The sequence below is a fragment of the Streptomyces formicae genome, assembly GCF_002556545.1.
Classification (GTDB): Bacteria; Actinomycetota; Actinomycetes; order Streptomycetales; family Streptomycetaceae; genus Streptomyces; species Streptomyces formicae_A.
On the sequence record NZ_CP022685.1, the window covers coordinates 6,345,505 to 6,365,867 of the forward strand.

18 protein-coding genes are annotated in these 20,363 nt (G+C 71.6%); 6 read left to right on the forward strand and 12 right to left on the reverse strand.

Going from position 1 to position 20,363, the window contains the following annotated elements; translation table 11 throughout:
- Positions 1–2 precede the first annotated feature (2 nt).
- Both KY5_RS27940 and KY5_RS27945 read right to left on the reverse strand, forming a co-directional pair.
- Positions 3–758 carry an ABC transporter permease gene (locus KY5_RS27940; RefSeq protein ID WP_098244811.1) on the reverse strand — a complete coding sequence of 252 codons (756 nt, stop codon included), beginning with the start codon at positions 756–758 and terminating at the stop codon, positions 3–5.
- An 18-nt stretch (positions 759–776) separates the two neighbouring features.
- Positions 777–1,559, reverse strand: coding sequence for an ABC transporter ATP-binding protein (locus KY5_RS27945; RefSeq protein ID WP_098247519.1), 783 nt, complete (start codon positions 1,557–1,559; stop codon positions 777–779).
- 83 nt (positions 1,560–1,642) lie between these two features.
- On the opposite strand from KY5_RS27945, the gene KY5_RS27950 reads away from it, so the two are divergent.
- From KY5_RS27950 to KY5_RS41905, 4 genes are all read left to right on the forward strand, one after another.
- Entirely contained in the window at positions 1,643–2,284 is a 642-nt protein-coding gene (locus KY5_RS27950) for a TetR/AcrR family transcriptional regulator (RefSeq protein ID WP_098244812.1), read from the forward strand.
- Positions 2,285–2,431: 147 nt separating this feature from the next.
- Positions 2,432–3,280: a 3-hydroxyacyl-CoA dehydrogenase family protein gene (locus KY5_RS27955; RefSeq protein WP_098244813.1), complete on the forward strand. Its 849-nt coding sequence runs from the start codon at positions 2,432–2,434 to the stop codon at positions 3,278–3,280.
- Between the two features lie 197 nt (positions 3,281–3,477).
- Complete coding sequence (locus KY5_RS27960; RefSeq protein WP_030792181.1) at positions 3,478–3,801, forward strand: STAS domain-containing protein; 324 nt, start codon at positions 3,478–3,480, stop codon at positions 3,799–3,801.
- Between the two features lie 207 nt (positions 3,802–4,008).
- Positions 4,009–6,501 (forward strand): ATP-binding protein, encoded by a 2,493-nt coding sequence (locus KY5_RS41905; protein ID WP_098244814.1) that lies wholly within the window; start codon positions 4,009–4,011, stop codon positions 6,499–6,501.
- 89 nt (positions 6,502–6,590) lie between these two features.
- Here the strand turns inward: KY5_RS41905 and nucS are convergent, their stop codons facing one another.
- Positions 6,591–7,262 carry an endonuclease NucS gene (nucS, locus tag KY5_RS27970; RefSeq protein ID WP_098244815.1) on the reverse strand — a complete coding sequence of 224 codons (672 nt, stop codon included), beginning with the start codon at positions 7,260–7,262 and terminating at the stop codon, positions 6,591–6,593.
- 242 nt (positions 7,263–7,504) lie between these two features.
- On the opposite strand from nucS, the gene KY5_RS27975 reads away from it, so the two are divergent.
- Positions 7,505–7,897, forward strand: coding sequence for an SCO5389 family protein (locus KY5_RS27975; RefSeq protein WP_005311822.1), 393 nt, complete (start codon positions 7,505–7,507; stop codon positions 7,895–7,897).
- A 74-nt stretch (positions 7,898–7,971) separates the two neighbouring features.
- On the opposite strand, the gene KY5_RS27980 is transcribed toward KY5_RS27975, so the two are convergent.
- Complete coding sequence (locus KY5_RS27980) at positions 7,972–9,006, reverse strand: LLM class flavin-dependent oxidoreductase (RefSeq protein WP_098244816.1); 1,035 nt, start codon at positions 9,004–9,006, stop codon at positions 7,972–7,974.
- Positions 9,007–9,217: 211 nt separating this feature from the next.
- Between KY5_RS27980 and KY5_RS27985 the strand changes: the two genes are divergently transcribed.
- Positions 9,218–9,559 carry an ATP/GTP-binding protein gene (locus KY5_RS27985; RefSeq protein ID WP_098244817.1) on the forward strand — a complete coding sequence of 114 codons (342 nt, stop codon included), beginning with the start codon at positions 9,218–9,220 and terminating at the stop codon, positions 9,557–9,559.
- Between the two features lie 20 nt (positions 9,560–9,579).
- Here KY5_RS27985 and KY5_RS27990 read toward each other — a convergent pair whose 3' ends face one another.
- From KY5_RS27990 to mce, 8 genes are all read right to left on the reverse strand, one after another.
- Positions 9,580–10,419: an ABC transporter permease gene (locus KY5_RS27990; protein WP_418952880.1), complete on the reverse strand. Its 840-nt coding sequence runs from the start codon at positions 10,417–10,419 to the stop codon at positions 9,580–9,582.
- Positions 10,420–10,511: 92 nt separating this feature from the next.
- Positions 10,512–11,684: an ABC transporter ATP-binding protein gene (locus tag KY5_RS27995; protein ID WP_098244818.1), complete on the reverse strand. Its 1,173-nt coding sequence runs from the start codon at positions 11,682–11,684 to the stop codon at positions 10,512–10,514.
- Positions 11,685–11,793: 109 nt separating this feature from the next.
- Positions 11,794–12,618, reverse strand: a complete 825-nt coding sequence (locus KY5_RS28000) for a hypothetical protein (RefSeq protein WP_098244819.1) — start codon at positions 12,616–12,618, stop codon at positions 11,794–11,796.
- 25 nt (positions 12,619–12,643) lie between these two features.
- Entirely contained in the window at positions 12,644–13,414 is a 771-nt protein-coding gene (locus KY5_RS28005; protein ID WP_098244820.1) for an ABC transporter permease, read from the reverse strand.
- A 3-nt stretch (positions 13,415–13,417) separates the two neighbouring features.
- Positions 13,418–14,395 carry an ABC transporter ATP-binding protein gene (locus tag KY5_RS28010; protein ID WP_098244821.1) on the reverse strand — a complete coding sequence of 326 codons (978 nt, stop codon included), beginning with the start codon at positions 14,393–14,395 and terminating at the stop codon, positions 13,418–13,420.
- A 125-nt stretch (positions 14,396–14,520) separates the two neighbouring features.
- Positions 14,521–15,456 (reverse strand): cellulose-binding protein, encoded by a 936-nt coding sequence (locus KY5_RS28015; protein WP_098244822.1) that lies wholly within the window; start codon positions 15,454–15,456, stop codon positions 14,521–14,523.
- Between the two features lie 183 nt (positions 15,457–15,639).
- Positions 15,640–19,611: a polarized growth protein Scy gene (gene scy / locus KY5_RS28020; protein WP_098244823.1), complete on the reverse strand. Its 3,972-nt coding sequence runs from the start codon at positions 19,609–19,611 to the stop codon at positions 15,640–15,642.
- Positions 19,612–19,858: 247 nt separating this feature from the next.
- Entirely contained in the window at positions 19,859–20,299 is a 441-nt protein-coding gene (gene mce, locus KY5_RS28025) for a methylmalonyl-CoA epimerase (RefSeq protein WP_098244824.1), read from the reverse strand.
- Between the last annotated feature and the right edge of the window lie 64 nt (positions 20,300–20,363).

Sequence of the window (20,363 nt, forward strand, 5' to 3'; positions counted from 1 at the left end):
AGTTACGCTCCGGCCTTCTTGAAGACACGTGTGCCCACCGTCACGGAGAACACGACGAAGCCGAGCGCCATCAGGACGCCGTACAGCATGGCCGTCGTGCCGTACCCGCCCACGTAGCCCGCCCGTACCGCGTCCACGAGATAGCGGAACGGCATGAAGTGCGAGAGCACGTCGAGCCAGGTGGGCGCGAGCGCCATCGGCAGCATCAGGCCGGAGAGCAGCATCGCGGGCAGGCTGATGGCGTTCACCGCGGGTCCGAACTCGTGCGCCTTGGAGACCTTCATCGCCAGGGCGTACGAGAGGGAGGCGAGCCCCGCGCTCAGGACCGCCACGAACACGAACCCGATGAGGATGCCGCCGACCGGCGCGCGCAGCCCCAGCGCCAGGGCGGCGATGACGAGCAGCACCGACTGGAAGACGAAGAGCAGGGCGTCGCGCAGCACCCGGCCGAGCAGCAGCGCCAGACGGCTGACGGGCGTCACGCGCATCCGCTCCACCACGCCGAACTGCTTCTCGATGATGAGCGCGAAGCCGCTGAACGAGGCGCCGAACAGACCGAGTTGGAGCAGCAGTCCGGGCACGAGCACCTGCCAGGAGTCGCCCCGCGAGGCGAGCGGCAGATCGGCGAGGAGCGGCCCGAAGAAGAGCAGGTACAGCAGGGGCGTCAGGACGCCGAAGAGCATCTGGAACTTGGAGCGCAGGGTCTGCCGGGCGTACCGCCCGAAGATCAGCGCGGTGTCGGAGAGCAGTGCGGGCATCGGAGGGGTCCTGGGGTCTCAGACGGCGACGGGGGCCGTGTCCGTGGGCGTGACGGTGCGCCCGGTGATGGCGAGGAAGGTGTCCTGGAGGGTGGCGTCGATCGAGCCGCCGTACCGGAGCTTGAGCGCGCTCGGCGTGCCCTCGGCGACCACCACGCCCTCGTCGACGACGACGAGGCGGTCGGCGAGCGCGTCGGCCTCGTCGAGGTAGTGCGTGGTGAGGAAGACCGTCGTGCCGTGCTCGTCGCGAAGCCGCCGCACCAGCTTCCACAGGTCGGCGCGGCTGCCCGGGTCGAGCCCGGTGGTCGGTTCGTCGAGGAAGAGCACGGCGGGCCGGTGGGTGAGGCCGAGGGCGATGTCCAGGCGCCTGCGCTGGCCGCCGGAGAGCGCGGCGCAGGGCCGCTCCATCAGCTCGGTCAGGCCGAGGTCCCGCGCGAGTTCCTCGGCGCGCGCGGCCGCCTGAGTCTTCGTCAGCCGGTACAGACGGCCCTGGGTGACCAGCTCCTCGCGTACGGAGACGCTCAGGTCGACGCCGCCGGACTGGGCGACGTACCCGATCCGCGCGCGCACGCCCTCGGGGTCGCGGGCCAGGTCGCAGCCCGCGACGGTGGCGGCGCCGCCGGTGGGCGGCAGGAGCGTGGTCAGCATCCGCAGAGTGGTGGTCTTGCCCGCGCCGTTGGGGCCGAGGAAGCCGAGGATCTCGCCCGGCTCGACGCGCAGGTCGATGCCGCGCACGGCCTCGACGGGGCCGCCCTTGGTCCGGAAGGTCCTGGCGAGCCCGGACGTACTGATGATTGCCATGGCGACCACAAAAACAGAGTCTCTTAAATTTTGCAATGCCACCAAGTTTTCAGGCCCTCTAGACAGCGGCCTACGATGGAGCCATGGCTGAGGGGCTCAGGGAACGCAAGAAGCGGCAGACGAAGCAGCGGATCTCGGACATCGCGACCGGGCTCTTCCTGGAGCACGGCTTCGTGACCGTGACCATCGCGGAGATCGCGGACGCCGCCGACGTCTCGGTCAACACGGTCTACAACTACTTCCCGGCCAAGGAGGACCTCTTCCTCGACCGGGGCGAGGACGTCGTCGACCGGCTCTCCGGCTACGTACGCGGCCGCCGCGCCGAGGAGTCCGCCGCCGACGCCGTCCTGCGCGAACTGCGCGCCGACGTGGAGGGCGTCTCGCCGCGCATCGGACTCTTCCCCGGCTGGGCCGACTTCATGAAGGTCATCACCGAGGCGCACGCCCTGCGCTCCCGGCTCTGGGCCATCCAGCAGGAGGCCGTCGGACGGCTCACCGAGACCCTCGCCGAGGAGACGGGAGCCGCCGAAGGGGACCCGCTCCCCGGCCTCGTCGCGGGCCAGCTCTCCTGGGTCCACAGCACGCTGATGGCCTGGATCGGCGACGAGATGAGCAAGTGCAGGGAAGCCGCCGAGGTCTCGCGCGAAGCGCTCGCGCTGCTCGACGAGATGGAGGACCTGCTGAGCGACAAGGTCCTCAACTACGCGGTGCGCGCCGCCGAATGAGCCGGATCGGTGTGATGTCCGTCATCTGAGACGTGACGCGCATCTCTTCGTTGCCCCAGGCGCCCTCACGACCGCTAACGTGCGCCGAAGAGGCATACGTAAACAGCGTGTAAGTCAAGCGTGATAAGCGGTAGGGGAGTCGGAACAGTGGCACGGAAGCTCGCCGTCATCGGAGCCGGACTCATGGGGTCCGGTATCGCTCAGGTCTCCGCCCAGGCGGGCTGGGACGTCGTCCTGCGCGACGTCACCGATGAGGCCCTGACCCGTGGCACCGACGGGATCAAGGCGTCGTACGACAAGTTCGTGAGCAAGGGCAAGCTCGCCGCCGAGGACGCGGAGGCGGCCCTCGGGCGCATCACGACCACCACCGACCTGGACGCCGTCGCCGACGTGGACATCGTCGTCGAGGCCGTGTTCGAGAAGCTGGAGGTCAAGCACGAGATCTTCCGCACGCTCGACAAGCTCGTGCGCGACGACGCGGTGCTCGCCTCCAACACCTCCGCCATCCCGATCACCAAGATCGCGGCCGTGACGGAGCGTCCGGAGCGCGTGGTCGGCGCCCACTTCTTCTCGCCCGTCCCGATGATGCAGCTCTGCGAGCTCGTGCGCGGCTACAAGACCAGCGACGAAACCCTCGCCCGCACCCGTGAGTTCGCCGAGTCCGTCGGCAAGACCTGCATCGTCGTCAACCGCGACGTCGCGGGCTTCGTGACGACCCGGCTGATCTCGGCGCTCGTCGTCGAGGCCGCCAAGCTCTACGAGTCGGGCGTCGCCACCGCCGAGGACATCGACATCGCCTGCAAGCTCGGCTTCGGGCACGCCATGGGACCGCTCGCGACCGCCGACCTCACGGGCGTCGACATCCTGCTCCACGCCACCAGCAACATCTACACCGAGTCCCAGGACGAGAAGTTCGCGCCGCCGGAGCTGATGCGCCGGATGGTTGACGCCGGTGACATCGGGCGCAAGAGCGGGCAGGGGTTCTACAAGCACTGAACCAGTACTGACGTACGCCGCCTGACGCCTCGTCGGACGCTTCGTCGCCTCGCGGGTCACCCCTCGGAGTGAATTCGGTATCGGTTCGCTTACAGACGGCAACTTCCTTGCCCGCGCGGCAGTCAGTTGCAGTGACATACGCAGAACGCGTTACGGATCAGACGTCACAGCAGACACAGCACTCTCGGGGAGCGCATATGCACATCAGGGGCGACCAGGCCCAGCTGGTCGTCGGGGGACGCCTCGACGTACGCAGCGCGGCGGACGCCCGTACGGTCCTGCACTCGGCCGTCGACGACGGAGCCGGCGACCTGGTGCTCGACCTGTCCGAACTCGACTCGTGGGACGCCACGGGACTCGGCGTCATCATGGGCGCCCACCGCAGGGCGGGCAGATGCGGACGCAGACTCGTGCTGCGCCACGTGCCGCCCCAGATGCAGCGCCTCCTCGTGGCGACCCGGCTGCACCGGATCCTCGCCATCGAGGGCGGCATCGGCGTCGAATCGCTCCCCAGAGCCTGAACCGCACCTCACGCACAATCCTCACGAGACTGTGACGTCTCGGGCGGGGCGCTACCCCGCCCTCTCGTAGATACTGAGCAAAGGTCTAGGGTTCGGTCGCCCACCGATATACGAACCCGCACGGGGGCACCGGACCAGAAGCGACAGCGCAGTGTGCACGAAGGCCGGAGGGGGCTCTGCACACCACGCATCTGGGGGGCTAAGACCATGGACCCGATGAACCGGGGACCGGAAGAGTACGGCCAGGACGGCTTCGACAACGGCTTCGGCGACGACTTCGACGACGACGGATCGGCGCGCCCCGCGCGCCCGCAGCGCGACCCCATGACACCGGACTTCGGCCAGCCCGCACCCGCGCTGGCCCGCACCGTGCAGCTCGTCTCGGGCGACTTCCTGCTCACCGTCAATCCCGTCGACGGCAGCGAGATCGAACCCTGCCCGCCCGGCGAGCGTCCGGGCAGGCCCGCCAAACGCACCGCGGCCGAGCGCGCCGACCTGCGCAGGGCCGCGATGCCGCCCGTGCCGCCGGGGCCCGCGCTGCCCAGGCTGCCGCTCCTTGAGCGCCAGGAGGAGCGCGAGCGCCTCGTGCGACTGCTCGCGCGCGGCCGTTCCGTACGGCTCACCGGACCCGCGGGCTCGGGGCGCACGACGCTCCTGAACGCCGTCGCGGAGGACTGCGCGGACCTGGCGCCCGACGGCGTCGTCCGGCTCTCCGGCTACCGCAAGACGGTCACGGAGCTGCTCCACGACCTCTTCGCGCACGTCTACGACGCACCGCTGCACCGCCCCGAGCGCGCCCTGCTGCTCGAACTCGTCCACGACATCGGCGCCGTCGTCGTCCTGGACGACCTGGAGTTCGGCGGCGCGGCCCTGGACGAGCTGCTCGACGCGACACCCGAGTGCGCCTTCATCGTCTGCGCCACGCCCGACGTCGCGGCGCCGTCCGGCGCCTCCCACCTCGAAGAGGTGTTCCTCGGCGGGCTCGGCCGCGGCGGGAGCCTGGAGCTCATCGAGCGCGTCGTCGGCCGCGTCCTCGACGACGAGGAGGCCAACTGGGCGGGCGACCTGTGGTTCGAGTCCGAGGGGCTGCCGCTGCGCTTCGTGCAGGCGGGCGCGCTGCTCCGCCAGCGCGACCAACTGCGCGCCGACCCGCACGCCTTCGAGGAGAACGGCTACTACGCCGAGACCCCGGTCGACGCGCCCTTCGACGCCGCCGATGGCCCCGACGTACCGCTGCCCTCGCTCGCCGACGGCGCGGCGCCCGCGGCCCTGCTCGCGTCCCGGCTCAGCCCGTCGGCCCGCGCCACGCTGCGCTTCGCCGTCGCGCTCGGCGGTGAACTGCCGCACCAGGCGCACCTGCCCGCCCTGGTGGGCGACACGCACGCGGACGCGGCCCTCGCCGAACTGGTGGGCTGCGCCCTGGTCGGCGCGGTCGGCGCGCACTACCGGCTCGCCGCCGGGGTCCGCACCCAGCTGGAGGCCGCCGGATACGCCGACGACGCCGCAGCACAGGCCCAGGCCGCCGCTCAGCACTACGCCTGGTGGGCCGGGCACCCCTCGGTCACCCCCGAGCGGGTCGCCGCCGAGGCGGACGCGGTGCTCGCCGCGCTCGGCGCGCTGGTCACCCCGGCCAGCGGCGCCGCCGTGCTGCTCGCCCGCACCGCCGCGCCCGCCTTCGCGGGCGGCCTCGACTGGGGCGCCTGGGAGCGCGCCCTGCGCTCGGGCCAGGAAGCCGCGCGGAACGCCGGTGAGGTCGCCGAAGAGGCGTACTTCCACCACGAGTTGGGCGTCCTCGCGCTCTGCGGCGGACAGCTCGACCGGGCCCGCGCCGAGCTGGAGGCATCCATCGGCCTGCGCGGCGCGCTCGCCGACAAGCGCGGCATGATCTCCGGGCGCAGGGCCCTCGCCCTGGTCGCCGACCGCTCGGGCGGCGGGCTCCCGCCCGGCGGCGCCACCGCGGGCGAAGAGGTGCCCGACGCGCGGTACGAGGAGTCGGCGTCGCCCCCCGGCGGCGTCCCCGCGGCCTTCGCGCTGCCGGAGCCGCCCCCGGAACCGGACACCCTGGTCACCAGCAGGGTCAGCCCCGCCGCGGGCTCGGGACCCGCGCCGAGCCGCCGCTCCATCATCAGCGGCACCCGGCGCAACCTCATCGCGGCGGGCGCGGGCGCCCTGCTCGCCGCCGTCCTCGGCACGGTCGTCACGCTCGGCGCCACCTCCGACAACAACGACCCGTCCCAGGGCGACAAGGTCAAGACGGAGCAGTCGGCGAAGGAGGACCGCGACGGCGACGGCCTCAACGCCGACAAGCCGCAGAAGGACTCCACGAGCCGCCCCGAGGACCCGGGCAAGGACGGCGTCGCCGGTACGTCGGACGACCCCACGCCGAGCGGCAGCGCCGACCCTTCGGGCGCGCCGAGCGAGAGCGGCAAGCCGTCCGACGAGCCGACCGACGAGCCGACGAAGCCGACGGACAAGCCCACCAAGCCGACCGACAAGCCCACCAAGCCGACGGACAAGCCGACGAAGCCGACGGACCCGCCGACCAAGCCGCCGACGACCCCGCCGACGACGCCCCCCACGACTCCGCCGACGACCCCGCCCACCAGCGACGCCCCGCCGTCCTCGCCCGACGTCTCGACCTCGGCGAGCGGCCCGGCGAGCGGCGGGTCACCGTCCCCGGCCGAGTCCGGTACGGCCTAGGCGAGCCGACGCGGTACACGCACGCGGAGAGGGCCGGGTCCTGGTGGACCCGGCCCTCTCCGCATGCGTACGAGAACGTGTACGACGGGTCAGAACAGCCGCAGCTTGTCGTCCTCGATGCCGCGCAGCGCGTTGTAGTCCAGGATGGCGCAGCCGATGCCGCGGTCCGTGGCGAGCACCCGGGCCTGCGGCTTGATCTCCTGTGCGGCGAAGATGCCCTTGACGGGCGCCAGGTGCGGGTCGCGGTTCAACAGCTCGAGGTAGCGCGTGAGTTGCTCCACGCCGTCGATCTCACCGCGCCGCTTGATCTCGACGGCGACGGTCTGTCCGTCGGCGTCGCGGCAGAGGATGTCCACCGGGCCGATCGCCGTCATGTACTCGCGGCGGATCAGCGAATATCCGTCGCCGAGTGTCTCGATCCGGTCGGCGAGGAGCTCCTGAAGGTGTGCTTCCACGCCGTCCTTGATGAGGCCGGGGTCGACGCCCAGTTCGTGGGAGGAATCGTGCAGGATCTCCTCCATCGTGATGATGAGCTTCTCGCCCCCCTTGTTCACGACGGTCCACACACCGGCGTCGTCCCCCGAGCCCTCCTTCAAGGTGCAGGGCGGAGACATCCAGTTCAGTGGTTTGTAGGCCCTGTCGTCCGCGTGGATCGACACGCTGCCGTCCGCCTTCACGAGGATCAGGCGGGGGGCCGACGGGAGATGGGCGGTGAGCCTGCCCGCGTAGTCCACGGAGCATCGGGCAATGACGAGACGCATGGGGCGCAACGCTACTCGACCGGGGCCGGTGCACGCGATTCGCCCGTCCCTCTCCGGCACGCGCACGACTTGTCCGGCGATGAACCTGTTCGATCCTGGCCGGTTATGCGCCCAATCTCCTGGTGCCGTTACCGCCCGTTGCCTACCGTAGAAGCGGGAGGTCGTCATCCGTGCACGCTGCGTATGCGGACTCCCTCCCTGTCCGTAAGCCCCCGCTCCCCGGGGGTGCGAGAGGAGAACCCATGTCGCTCGACGTCTCACCGGCACTGTTGGAACAGGCCGAGCGAGGCGAGGTGGACGAAGCAGCATTCGTCGACTGCGTCCGGACCTCCCTGCCTTACGCATGGGAGATGATCAGCTCCTTGGTGGCCCAGCTGAAGGTTGACGGCGGAGAGTTCGCCGACAATCAGACGCCGCCGCCGGACGAGCAGGCACGTGGACAGCTGTTGCGCGCGCTCGCGAGTGACGCGATTCGCGGCGCTCTGCAGCGGCACTTCGGGGTGCGTCTGGCATTCCAGAACTGCCACCGTGTGGCGGTGTTCCCGCTGGACCCGTCGGTGGACGAGCGGCTCGCCCGCTTCACCTCGATCCGGGGCCAGCTGCTCAACCAGTCACCCGAACTGCGCGACTGCTGACGCCTGTTGCTGCCGCTCCGTACGCGGGAGGTGTTTCAGTCCGGAGCGGCAGCTCCGCAGCGTGACGGTCGCCCTCAGCCGAGCTGGGGCAGCACTTCGGCACCCAGTCTCCGTACGTTCTCCTCGGTGGCGGTGAGATCACCGGAGCCCTCGACGAGCAGCGCGAAGCGCGTGATGCCCGTGCGCTCCGAGGTGGCGGCGAGCCGGTCGGCGCACATCTGTGGGGTGCCCACGGGGTGCAGCCCGCAGAGCAGTTCGGTGTAGGCGAGCGGATCGCGCATGGCCCGTTTGCGGCCGTCCACGGTCACATGGGCGTCCAGACCCTGTTTGAGCCAGCCGGGCATCGCCTTCTGTAAGACCTCCGCCGCCTCCAGACGCCGGTCGGCGATCTGGGCGACACCGGCGGAGACGTGGGGGGCGGTGGCGATTTCCTCGGGCGTATGCCCCGCAGCACGTGCGTGCCGATTCCACAAGGCCACCATTTCGGCCTTCTCGACGTCGCCCACATGCATGCCGAGCAGCATGGGCAGACCGCGCTGCGCGGCGAGCCGCACGCTCGACGGCGAGGTGCAGGCGACGACGACCTCGGGGCCGTCGTCGTCCTGACCGCCGAGCGCCTCCTGGGGGCGCGGCACGACGGCGACCTCACGGAAGGCGAACCGGTCGCCCGTGCTCTCGACCCGGGGTTCCCGCAGCCACTTGAGCAGCAGGTCGAGGGATTCGGGGAACCCCTTCTCGTACGCGTCGAGACCGGAGCCGAAGACCTCCAGGTCCACCCAGGGCCCGCCGCGTCCGACGCCGAGCGAGAAGCGTCCGCCGGACGTCAGGTGGAGCAGCGCCGCCTGCTCGCCGAGGGCGACGGGGTGCACGGTGGGCAGGACGCTCACCGCCGTACCGATGTGGATCCGCCGGGTCCGCCCGAGGAGCAGCGCGGCCAGCGTCACCGCCGAGGGGCACGTGCCGTACGGAACGAAGTGGTGCTCGGCGAGCCAGACCGCGTCGAGCCCCGCCTCTTCGGCCACCTCGGCGGAGCGCACCGCCCGGTGCAGCGCCTCCCCCTGCCCCTGACCGGGGAACTGGGCGGCCAGAACAAAACTACCTACACGCATGAAACTCCTGCCTCCTTGGCGCCGACGCAGGCACTCCCCCTACGGGCAACAACGCGTGACACGTGCCAAAGGCACGGCCTGGCATGAAGATTGTTGGATTTTCTGCGCAATGGCAGGGGGTCCTGTGGTCGCCGGTGCGGGACGGGTACCCCTCGGGGTGGCGCGTAGGCTGGTCACACCCCTGATAGCCGTACAGCCCGTGAGGTGTCCTGTGTCCCCGCGTCGCAACCGCCCCAAGGGCGCCGGAGAGTCGAATCCGTCCGCGCCGTCCGCCGACGCGGAACAGGGCGGCCGCTACGGAAGCTTCGAGCGCTCCGAGGACTGGCAGGGCGAGGTGTGGAGGGTACGGCAGGTCGCGGGCGCGAGCGCGGCGGGCAAGCGCTACCGCTGCCCCGGCTGCGACCAGGAGATCCCCTCGGGCCTCGCGCACGTGGTGGCCTGGCCCGAGCACTCGGGCGTGGACGAGCGCAGGCACTGGCACAAGGCGTGCTGGAACGCGAAGGACCGCCGCACCACGCGGGTGCAGCGGTCCCGTAACGCTCCGAGGTACTGACGCCTCGTACGGCTGTACGGCTACACGTCGCGCTTCTCCAGGAGGGCGAAGGCGCCCGCGACGGCCGCGGCCGTGATGACGGCGAGCAGCGCCAGCTGGGAGCCGCCGCCGGTGCCGTTGTCCTCCGCGCCGAAGATCTTGGCGAGGGCGGTGATGGCGTTGTAGTCGTTCATCTTCTCGCCGAGCGACTGCGTGCTCTCCCAGATCATCAGGAACGCGGGCATGATCGCGGGGACCAGGACCACGCCGAGCATCGCGGTGATGGCGCCCGCGGAGTGCCGCAGCATCGAGCCGACGGCGAGCGCGAGCACGCCGAGCAGCGAGACGTACAGGCTGCCCTTGACGACCGTGCCCGCCCACGGGACGTCGCCCGCCTCGGGGCCGCTGTTCATGCTCGACGTCACCAGGCCGACGAACAGGATGGCGCCCGCGGACACGACGAAGGCCGTCGCGAAGAAGACCAGGACCTTCGCGGCCAGCACGCGGTGGCGCTGCGGCGAGGCCGTGAACGTCGTACGGATCATGCCCGTGCCGTACTCGGACGAGGTGACGAGGACGCCGAGCGTGATCAGGCAGATCTGCCCGAGCATCAGGCCGAAGAAGGCCGGGACGGTGAACGGCATCTCCGCGTAGTTGCGCGGCTCGGTGTTCGCGGCCGCGAGCAGGCCGATGCCGACGACCAGGAGCAGGAAGGTGCCGAGGGTCCACATCGTCGAGCGGACCGACTTGATCTTCGTCCACTCGGAGCTGAGCGCGTTGCCGAGGTGGGTCTTCTTGACCGGGATCGGCGAGGTGTAGGCGTTGGCCATCGCCTGCTGCCAGGCGGACGGCGGCGCGGGGGAGGCGGGCGGCGGAGCCATCGGGGCGCCCTGCGGCGCGGGCGCGCCGGCCGTGGCGTACGTCTGCTGGGGCTGCTGCGCCTGCGGCTGCTGCTGCGGAGTCGGAGGCGTGGTCATCGTGCATCCTCGTTGTCGGTGGCGCGCTTGGACATGTCGGGGGCGGGAGCCGCGGCCGGGGGCTGCTGCGGCGCCGCGGCGTACGGGTTCTGCCCGTCCTGCGGCTGCGGCATCGCGAAGGGCTGACCGCCCTGCTGGGGCGGCGGCGGCGCGTACCAGCCGGGCTGGCCCTGGCCGGGCAGCGGAGGCTGCATCTGGCCCTGGGGCGCCGCGCCGGGCGGCATCTGCTGCTGGAGGCCCGCGCGCTGGTCGACCGTGGAGCGGTAGTCGACGGCGCCCTGCGTCATCCGCATGTACGCCTCCTCCAGCGAGGCCTGGTGCGGGGAGAGCTCCCACAGGCGGACGTCCGCGCCGTGCGCGAGGTCGCTGATGCGGGGGAGCGGCAGGCCGGTCACGCGCAGCGCGCCGTCCTGCTCGGGCATGACCTGGCCGCCCGCCTCGCTCAGCGCGGCCGACAGCTTCTCGCGCTGCTGCCCGTCGCCTTCCGGCGTGCGCACGCGCGCGAAGTCGGCGGAGTTGTGCGAGATGAAGTCCTTGACGCTCATGTCGGCGAGCAGCTGGCCCCGGCCGATCACGATCAGGTGCTCGGCGGTGAGGGCCATCTCGCTCATCAGGTGCGAGGAGACGAAGACCGTGCGGCCCTCGGCGGCGAGCGACTTCATCAGGTTGCGGACCCAGAGGATGCCCTCGGGGTCGAGGCCGTTGACCGGCTCGTCGAAGAGCAGCACCTGCGGGTCGCCCAGGAGCGCGGCCGCGATGCCCAGGCGCTGGCCCATGCCGAGCGAGAAGCCCTTGGAGCGCTTCTTCGCCACGTCCTGCAGACCCACGACACCGAGCACCTCGTCGACCCTGCGGGCCGGGATGCCGGAGAGCTGCGCGAGGCAGAGCAGGTGGTTGCGGGCGTGCCGGCCGCCGTGCACGGCCTTGGCGTCGAGCAGCGCGCCGACCTGGCGCGGGGCGTTCGGGAGCTTGCGGTAGGGGTATCCGCCGATCGTCACCTGACCCGTGGTGGGGGCGTCGAGCCCAAGGATCATGCGCATCGTCGTCGACTTGCCCGAGCCGTTGGGGCCGAGGAAGCCCGTGACGGTACCGGGCCGCACCTGGAAGGAAAGGTTGTACACGGCTGTCTTGGCGCCGTAGCGCTTCGTCAGGCCGACTGCCTCGATCATTCTCCGCACCCATCGAATGGTTCAGGACGTCGGGGCACACGCCCCCGTAAGGGTTAGGAGGATAACGGGGAGCTGACGGTTCCAGCCAAGAGCGAGTAAAACCGCGGGCTCACCCCAGAGGGGGCCGCAGCTCCGTCGACGGCAGCACCCAGCCCGCGGCGGCGAAGAGCTGTGTGCCCCTCTCGCGCAGCGCGGCATCCTCGGCCGCCCGCCGCACCCAGGCCGCCGCGTCGGGCCCCAGAAGCGCGTGCAGCGCGGGCGACGCGGCCAGGAGCGCGTCGAGCAGCGCCGCCTGGTCGCCGCCGCCTGGGCGCGGCAGGCCCGTCGCCGGGTCGGTGAGGACGCCGCGCGCGCTCACGTAGACGTACGCGCCGTCCAGCGGCGTCCCGCAGGGCAGGGTCATCCCGTACGCGGCGCCGGGCAGCCACGTCCGCCGGTAGTTGGGCAGCTCGGTGGCGTCGACCGCGGCGAGCTGCGCCGCGTCCAGCCAGGAGACGACGAGGGAGAGCCGCCTGGTGGGGTCCGGGTAGGGGGCTGCCGCCACGTATCCGGCCCTGCCGATGTGGGCCGAGCAGCCGACGCCGATGCCGCGCAGCCGTACGGGGACCATCGGCACGGCACAGGAGAGTCCGAGTCCGGCGAGCTTGTGGGCCACCTGCCCGGGGCAGGCGTTCGAGCCGACGGCGACGACCGGGCGGCGCCCGGCGACGGGAGCCTGCCCGAGCGCGGTGAGGACCGCGTCGAGCGAGCGGCGCGGCCCGCGCCCCTCGACGGCCCACGCACCGGGCCCGCCGGACCCCACGCGCAGCCCGAGCAGCTCGTCGCCGGTCAGCAGGGAGGGGGCCGCCACCGGGCGGCCCGGGTAGGTCAGGGGCCGCAGCGCGGGCACCCCGTCGAAGCCGAGTGCCGCGAGCCCGCGGTCCTGAGTCGTCACACGCCCCCCTGGGTCCGGATGCGGGCTACGCGTCCCGCTTCTTCAGCAGGGCATACCCGCCGAGCAGCGCCACGACGACCCACACCGCCATGATCGCGATACCGCCCCAGGGCCCGTACGGGGTGTCGTCGTCGAACGGCGTCTTGACCTGCATGATCTTGCTGCCCGCCTGGTCGGGCAGGAAGCGGCCGATCTTCTTGGTCGCCGAGACGTTGCCGAGGATGCTGGAGATCAGGAAGAAGAACGGCATCAGGATGCCGAGGGAGAGCATCGGACTGCGCAGCATCACCGCGACGCCCATCGAGAACACCGCGATGAGCGTCATGTAGATCGCGCCGCCGATGACCGCCCGCAGCACCCCCGGGTCGCCGATCTGCGCCCGGTGCGTACCGAGCATCGCCTGGCCGACGAAGAACGTGAGGAAGCTGGTGACGAGGCCCACCGCGAACGCGAGCAGCGTGGCCACCAGGACCTTGCTGAACAGGAACGTGCCGCGCTGGGGGACCGCGGCGAGCGAGGTGCGGATCATGCCGGTGCTGTACTCGTTCGAGACGACGAGCACCCCGAAGACGATCAGCGCGAGCTGGCCGAGGGACATCCCGGCGAAGCTGATGTAGGTCGGGTCGAAGGTCAGCCTGTCCTGGGCGTCGAGCTTGTCGTAGTCGTTCTTCGACAGGATGCTGATCAGCATCCCGAGCGCGATCGTGACGACCACGGCGAGACCGAGCGTCCATACCGTCGAGGAGACCGAGCGGATCTTGGTCCACTCCGACTTCAGTACCTGCGTCGCGGCCATCGCTCAGGCCCCCTTCCGCTGCTGCCAGCCGTCGCCCCAGCCCTCGGTGGGCGGCGGTGCGCCCGTCCCGGCGGGGTCCGAGTGCGCGTGGTACTCCACGGACTCCGCGGTGAGCTGCATGAACGCCTCCTCCAGCGAGGCCTGCTGGGGGCTCAGCTCGTGGAGTACGAGCTGGTGGCCCGCGGCGAGCTCGCCGAGCTGCTCCGCCGACGTGCCGTCCACTTCGAGCGTGCCGTTGCCCGCCTCCACGGCGGTGATGCCCGCCTCGTGCAGCACGTCGAGCAGGCGCTCGCGCTGCGGGGAGCGCAGCCTGACGTACGACCGGGAGTTCTGCCGGATGAAGTCCGACATCGTCATGTCGGCGAGGAGGCGGCCCTGGCCGATGACGACGAGGTGGTCGGCGGTGAGGGCCATCTCGCTCATCAGGTGCGAGGAGACGAAGACCGTGCGCCCTTGCGCGGCGAGGGACTTCATCAGGTTCCTGATCCAGTGGATGCCCTCGGGGTCGAGCCCGTTGACCGGCTCGTCGAACATCAGGATCTCGGGGTCGCCGAGCAGCGCGCCCGCGATGCCCAGGCGCTGGCCCATGCCGAGCGAGAAGCCCTTGGCCTTCTTCTTGGCGACGGCGGTCAGTCCGACGGTGTCCAGGACCTCGTCGACCCGGCCGCGCGGGATGCCGTTGCTCTGGGCGAGGCACAGCAGGTGGTTGAAGGCGCTGCGGCCGCCGTGCATGGCCTTGGCATCGAGCAGGGCGCCGATGTACGTGAGGGGGTCCTTCAGCTGGGAGTAGTGCTTGCCGTCGACGCGGACGACGCCGGCGGACGGGTTGTCCAGACCCAGCATCATGCGCATGGTGGTGGACTTGCCCGCGCCGTTGGGGCCGAGGAAGCCGGTGACGATGCCGGGATGGACCGTGAAGGTCAGGTTGTTGACGGCCACCTTCTCGCCGTACCGCTTGGTCAGCCCCTCGAGCTCGATCATGCGCCAACGCTAAAACGCGACAAAGCCCCCTGCCACTTAGGAGTGGCAGGGGGCTGGGGCGCCCCTGGAAGGGGCGCGGGGAACTGCGCGATCAGCCACAGCGGACCGGCAGGTCCCCCACAACCTCAGCGAGTCTGCTGCGCAGGCACCCCGCGGCTGATCGGCTCGTCCTCCGCGGGCGTCCCGGCGGCAGCCACAGCCGCCCCCGTGAGCGTCGCCAACATCTCCCGCACATTGGTGAGCTGCGCGTTGATGGAGTCGCGCCGGTTCGTCAGAGCGGCGAGCTCGCGCTCGGACTCCGAGCGGATCCGGTCCGCCTTGGCGTTCGCGTCCGCGACGATGTCCTCGGCCTGACGCTGCGCCGTCTCGACGGTCTGCCGGGCACGACGCTCCGCGTCGGTCCGCAGCTTCTCCGCCTCCAGGCGCAGCTGCTCCGCGCGGTGCTCGATCTCCGCGAGGCGCTTCTCCGCCTTGGCCTGACGCGAGGCCAGGTCACGCTCGGACTGCTCGCGGCGCTTGGCGAGGTTCGTCTCGAAGTCCGCGGCGGCCTGCGCGGCCTTGGCGCGGGTCTCCTCGAAGAGGGCGTCCGCCTCCTCGCGCTTGGACTGCGCGTCCTTCTGCGCCTCGGCGCGCAGCGTGTTCGCCTCGCCCTTGGCCTTCTCGACGATCCGGACGCCCTCGTCCTCGGCCTTGGCCTTGCGCTCGGACGCGAACGACTCGGCGTCGTTGCGCACCTGCTGGGCGGCGGACTCGGCGAGCTCGCGGTGCTGCTCGGCGGCGCGACGGGCCTCCTCGCGCAGGTCCTTCGCCTCCTCCTCGGCGAGGCGGAGGATCTTCTCGACGCGGGCACCGAGACCGGCGTACGACGGCTCGGCGTCGGCAACCTGGGCCTGGGCGTTCTGCGTCTCGAGGTGCAGCTCCTCGATGCGCTTTTCCAGAGCAGTGATACGAGCAAGAGCGCTGTCACGGTCGGAGACGAGCTTGGAGATACGTTCGTCCACCTGAGCGCGGTCGTACCCACGCCGCACAAGCTCGAAGCCGTAGGGGGAAGTGTCGCTCATGGGGTTCCTGTCGAATGAGACCGGTGAGGTGATAGAGGGAATCCTAGGGGTCCAAGCGGCGTGTCATCGAGCAGATGCCCGTTTGATCTGGAGAATGACACCCCTTTTGAGTGGCTAACCGCCGGAGCACTTGCCAGCGACAGGGCCGAAGGTCCTTACCGAGCACGGAAGATGACTCGTTGGCTAGCCCTCTGACGGCTTGCCACCCGAACGAGTCGATCCCGCAGCCGCCCCTGCCTTGACGCCGCCCGCACCGGAGCCGCCGTTGGCCGTGGTCTTCGCGCCGCCCGTCGGTGCCTCGAAAGATTCCAACGCCTCCAACACGTCCTGGACACGGGAAATCTCCGCATTGATGTCCTCGCGGCGGCGCACCAGCACCTCCAGCTCGCGCTTGCCCTCCTCGACCATGCGCGTCGCCTCGGCCTCCGCCTCGGACTTGATCCGCTCGGCCTCGGTCACCAGCGAGGTCTTCTTCGTCTCGGCCTCCTTGAGGAGCCCCTCCGCCTTCTTGACCGCGGCGATACGGACCTTGCCCGCCTCGGAGTTGGCGTCCGACACCAGCTCCTTGGCCTTCGCCTCGGCCTCGGCGAGCTGCTCCTCGGCGGCCTTGACCAGCGCGTCGCAGCGCTCGCCCGCGGTCTTCATCGCCTCGGCGGACTCACGGCGTGCACGCTCGTGCAACTCCTCGATCTCGGCGGTGAGACGGTCGCGCTGCTCCTCGGAGCGCTCCCTTATGGCGGTCGCGTCGCGGCGGGCGCCGACGAGCAGCTCGTCCGCGTCCGTACGGGCCTTCTCCACCAGGGAGTTGCCCTCCACCGTCGACTCGGCGACGAGGCGCTCGGCCTCCTGGCGGGCCGCGCCGACCATCGTGTCCGCCTGCGCCTCCGCGTCCGTGGTCGCCTTGAGCGCCTTCTCCTGGGCGTCGCTCGTCAGCTTCTCGGCCTCGGCCGCGGCCTCCGTGATGAGCGTGTCGACCTGCTCGGCGGCCTCCTGACGGCGCTTGTTGGCGGCCTGCCGGGCCTCGTCGAGGGTGCGCTCGCTCTCCTCGCGCGCCTCGGACGTGAGCCGCTCGGCCTCGCGCGCGGCGTCCGCCTTGACGCGCTCGGCGTCGCTGCGGATCCGCTCGGCGTGCTGCTGCGCGGAGTTGACCGTCTCGGACGCCTCCGCGCGCAGCCGCTCGGCGTCGCCCGTCGCGTCCGAGATGAGCTTCTCGGCCTGCGCCACGGACTCGGTGCGCACCCGCTCCGCCTCGGTGGCCGTCTCGGACTTGAGGCGCTCGGCCTCCGCGGTGGAGTCGGCGCGCAGCCGCTCGGCCTGCTCGGCCGCCTCGGTGCGGACGCGGTCCGCCTCCGCGATCGTCTCGTTCTGCAGCCGCTCGGCCTCGCTGCGCGCCTCGCCGATCAACTGGTCGGCCTGGCCCGCCGCGTCACTGCGGATGCGGTTGGCGTCCTCGCGGGCGTCGGCACGCGTACGCGCGGCGTCCTGCTCGGCCGACGCGATGGTGTCCGACGCCTCGGTGCGCACCCGCTGGGCGTGCTCGGAGGCGTCCGAGCGCATCCGCTCGGCCTCCGCGATGGCCTCGGCGACCGTGCGCTCCGCGAGCGCCTTGGCGGCCTCGGACGCCTCCGTCGCCTCGCGCCGGGTGCGGTTGGCGTCCTCGGTGGCGCGCTCCCGCTCGGCGTACGCGTCGGAGCGGACGCGGTCGGCCTCCTCCTGCGCCTCGGTCTTCGTACGCTCCGCGGCGTGCTCGGCGGCCGAGCGCAGACCCGCGACCTCTTCCTGCGCGCTCTCGTGCAGGCCCGCCACCGAGTCCCGTATGGACTGGGCGTGCTGGTCGGCTGCCGAGACCATCTCGGTGGCGCGGCGGTCGGCCTCCTCGACCAGGCGGACCGCCTCTGCCTGGGCCTCCTCGACGCGCTTGCGGGCGGACGCGAGGAGTTCCTCGCTCTGCTCGCGGGCGCGCTCGCGCTCCTGATCGGCCTCGCCGCGCGCGGAGTTGAGGGTCTCCTCGGCCTCGCGGCGGCGCCGCGCAGCCTCCTCCTGGGCGGCGGACAGGGCCTCCGCGGCCTCCGCGCCGACGCGCTCGGCGGCCGCTGCCGCCTCCGCGCGCACCCGGTCCGCGGACTCCTGCGCCTCGGTCTTGAGCCGCTCGGCCTCGGCCGCGGCCTCCGAACGCAGGCGTACGGCGACGTTCTCGCCCTCCGCGCGGGCCTGCGAGGCGTCGGCGGCGGCCTCTGTGCGCAGCCGCTCGGCCTCGGTCTCGGCCTGCGACTGGAGGGTGCGGATCCGCTCGGCGGACTCCGTACGCAGCCGGTCGGTCTCCTCGGTGGCCTCCTTGCGGATGCGCTCGGCCTGCGCGCGGGCGTCGGTCAGCGCCTGCTCGGCGGCGGCCAGGCGCTCCTCGGCCTCCGTGTGCAGCCTGGCCAGCTCGTCGGCGGCCTCGGCCTGCCTCGCCGCTATGGCCCGCTCGGTCTCCTCGCGCAGCTCGCGCGCGGCGTCCTCGGCCTCCGACCTGGTGGTCTCGGCCTGCTCGGCGGCTTCCTCGCGGTGCCGCTCGGCCTCGGCGCGGGTGCGCTCCAGGGTCTCCTCGGCCTGCTTGCGCAGCGTCGTGGCGCGCTCGATGGCCTCGGTGCGGACCCGCTCGCTCTCGGCGGTCGCGGCGGACTTCAGCTCGTCCGCGTCGGCCTTCGCCTTGGCGAGGAGCTCCTCGGCGGACCTGGCCGCCTCCTCGATCTGCTGGACGGCCTCGCGGCGGGCCTCGGAGCGGATCCGCTCGCCCTCGTCCACGGCCTCGGCCCGCAGCTGCTCGGCCTCGCCGCGCAGCCTGCGCGCCTCCTCCTGCAGCTCGACGGTCTTGGCGCGGTACTCCTTGGTGTCGTCCTTCGCCGCGCCCTTGAGCCCCTCGGCGATGTCGTGCGCCTCGCCGCGCAGCCGGTCCGCCTCGGCCTCGGCCTCCGAGCGGATCCGCTCGGCCTCCTCGGTGGCGGCCTTGGTGGTCTCCTTGGCGTCCTTGGACGCCTTGTCGAGGACCTCCTCGGCGGTCCGCGCGGCCTTCGCGAGCTGGCCCGCGGTCTCCTCGGCGGTGATCGTGCGCGCCTTCTCGGCGGCGTCCGCGATCAGCTGCTCGGCCTCGGCGCGGGCGTCGGCGACGAGCTGTTCGGCCTCGGCCTTGGTGGCCTCCGCCTCCTTGGTGGCCTCGCCGACCAGGCGGGCGACCTGCTCCTTGGCGGTGCGCGTGCGCTGCTCGTTCGCGCCCTCGGCGGCCGCGAGCTGCTTGGACGCGGTGTCCTTGGCCTCGGTGAGGACCTTCTCCGCCTCGGCGCGCGCCTCGCGAAGGGCCGTCTCGGCCTCGGTCATGCGCTGCTCGGCGGCCCGGCTCGCCTCGGCGGCCCGGCGGCGCGCCTGCTCGGACTCGGTGGCCGTGCTGGAGCGCAGCTGCTCGGCGTGGTCGGTGGCCTCCTGCGCCTGCGTGGAGGCGGCGTTCAGGAGGCGCTCGGCGTCGGCGCGGGCGCGCCGCAGCGTGGCCTCGGCCTCGGTGCGGGCGGCCTCCGCGTCGCTCGCCAGGCGCTGACGGGCCTGCTCGGCGACGCGCTCGGCCTCGGCGCGGGCGGCGGCGAGCGCCTGGTCGGCCTCGGCACGCGACTCGTCGAGCAGCCGGCGTGCCTGCTGCTCGGTGCGGGCCCGGAGCTGCTCGGCCCAGGCCACGTTCTCGTTGACGTGCGACTCGACGGTCTGCCTGCGCTCGTTCAGCTCCTGGTCGAGCTGCTGGCGCCGCGTCACGGCCTCGGTGTGCAGCTCGGACTGGAGCCTGGCCTGCTGCTCGGCGTGCTCCTGGAGGATGCGCTGGGTCTGTGCCCTGGCGTCCCGCAGCTCGCGCTCGGCATCCGCGCGCAGCTGCTCGGCCTGGATCTGGGCGTTACGGAGCAGCTGCTCCGCCTGGTAGCCGATGTCCGCGCTGTCGTAGGCAGGGCGGGACGCGAGGTTGCGGCGCGCCTCGTGCAGCTTGGCGCGCAACACCTCGACCTGGTAGCCGAGATCCTCGGCGTGCTGGACGGCCTTCTCCCGCTCGGTCTTCAGCCGGTCCATCTCGGCCTCGAAGCGCGAAAGACTGTCGGTCTCAGCCCGCGAGTTCTCTTGGCGTTCGTAGCCCCGCACTGCGCGGTCCCATCCTTCCCCGAGCTCTCGGCTGCGCTCGAGCAGGGGACGCCCCACTCCTGGTCGCAAGTCTCTCCAACGAGCCCCGTCCATCCGCCGAACGGGGCCCCCGGGTGAATGGTGTCAGATCAACAGCGGAGCATGGGCTGCTGCCCCGACGCTCGTCCCCCGAAACCCGGACCCCGGCATGTGACCGCCCAGAAATCGGGCGGCCGCGGCCAACCCTACCGGCCCAGATATACGGAGGTCAGTGCTCCGGTGACTCGGAGGGCGCGGAAGTGACGAGTTCCGTCAGGACTCCGTGGCAGTCCTTGGGGTGCAGGAAGGTGATCCGCGACCCCATGGAACCGATGCGGGGCTCGTCGTAGAGGACGCGTACGCCCTTGTCCCTGATGGCCGCGGCGTCCCCGTCGACGTCCGCGGTGCCGAAGGCGATGTGGTGCACGCCCTCGCCGTTCTTGGCCAGCCACTTGCCCACCGCGGAGTCGTCGCGGATCGGTTCGAGCAGCTGGAGGTAGGAGGCGCCGCCGTCGCTGGTCTCGTTGATCTTGAGCATGGCCTCGCGTACGCCCTGCTCCTCGTTGACCTCGGTGTGGAACACCTCGAATCCGTACGTCGCGCGGTAGAACTCGACGGTCTTGTCGAGGTCGAAACAGGCGATCCCGATGTGATCGATTCGCGTCAGCATGGGTCAAGTGCAGCGCTTCATGCGGTGATTACGCAACGTGCGCGCGATCACAGTCGTCGCCCGA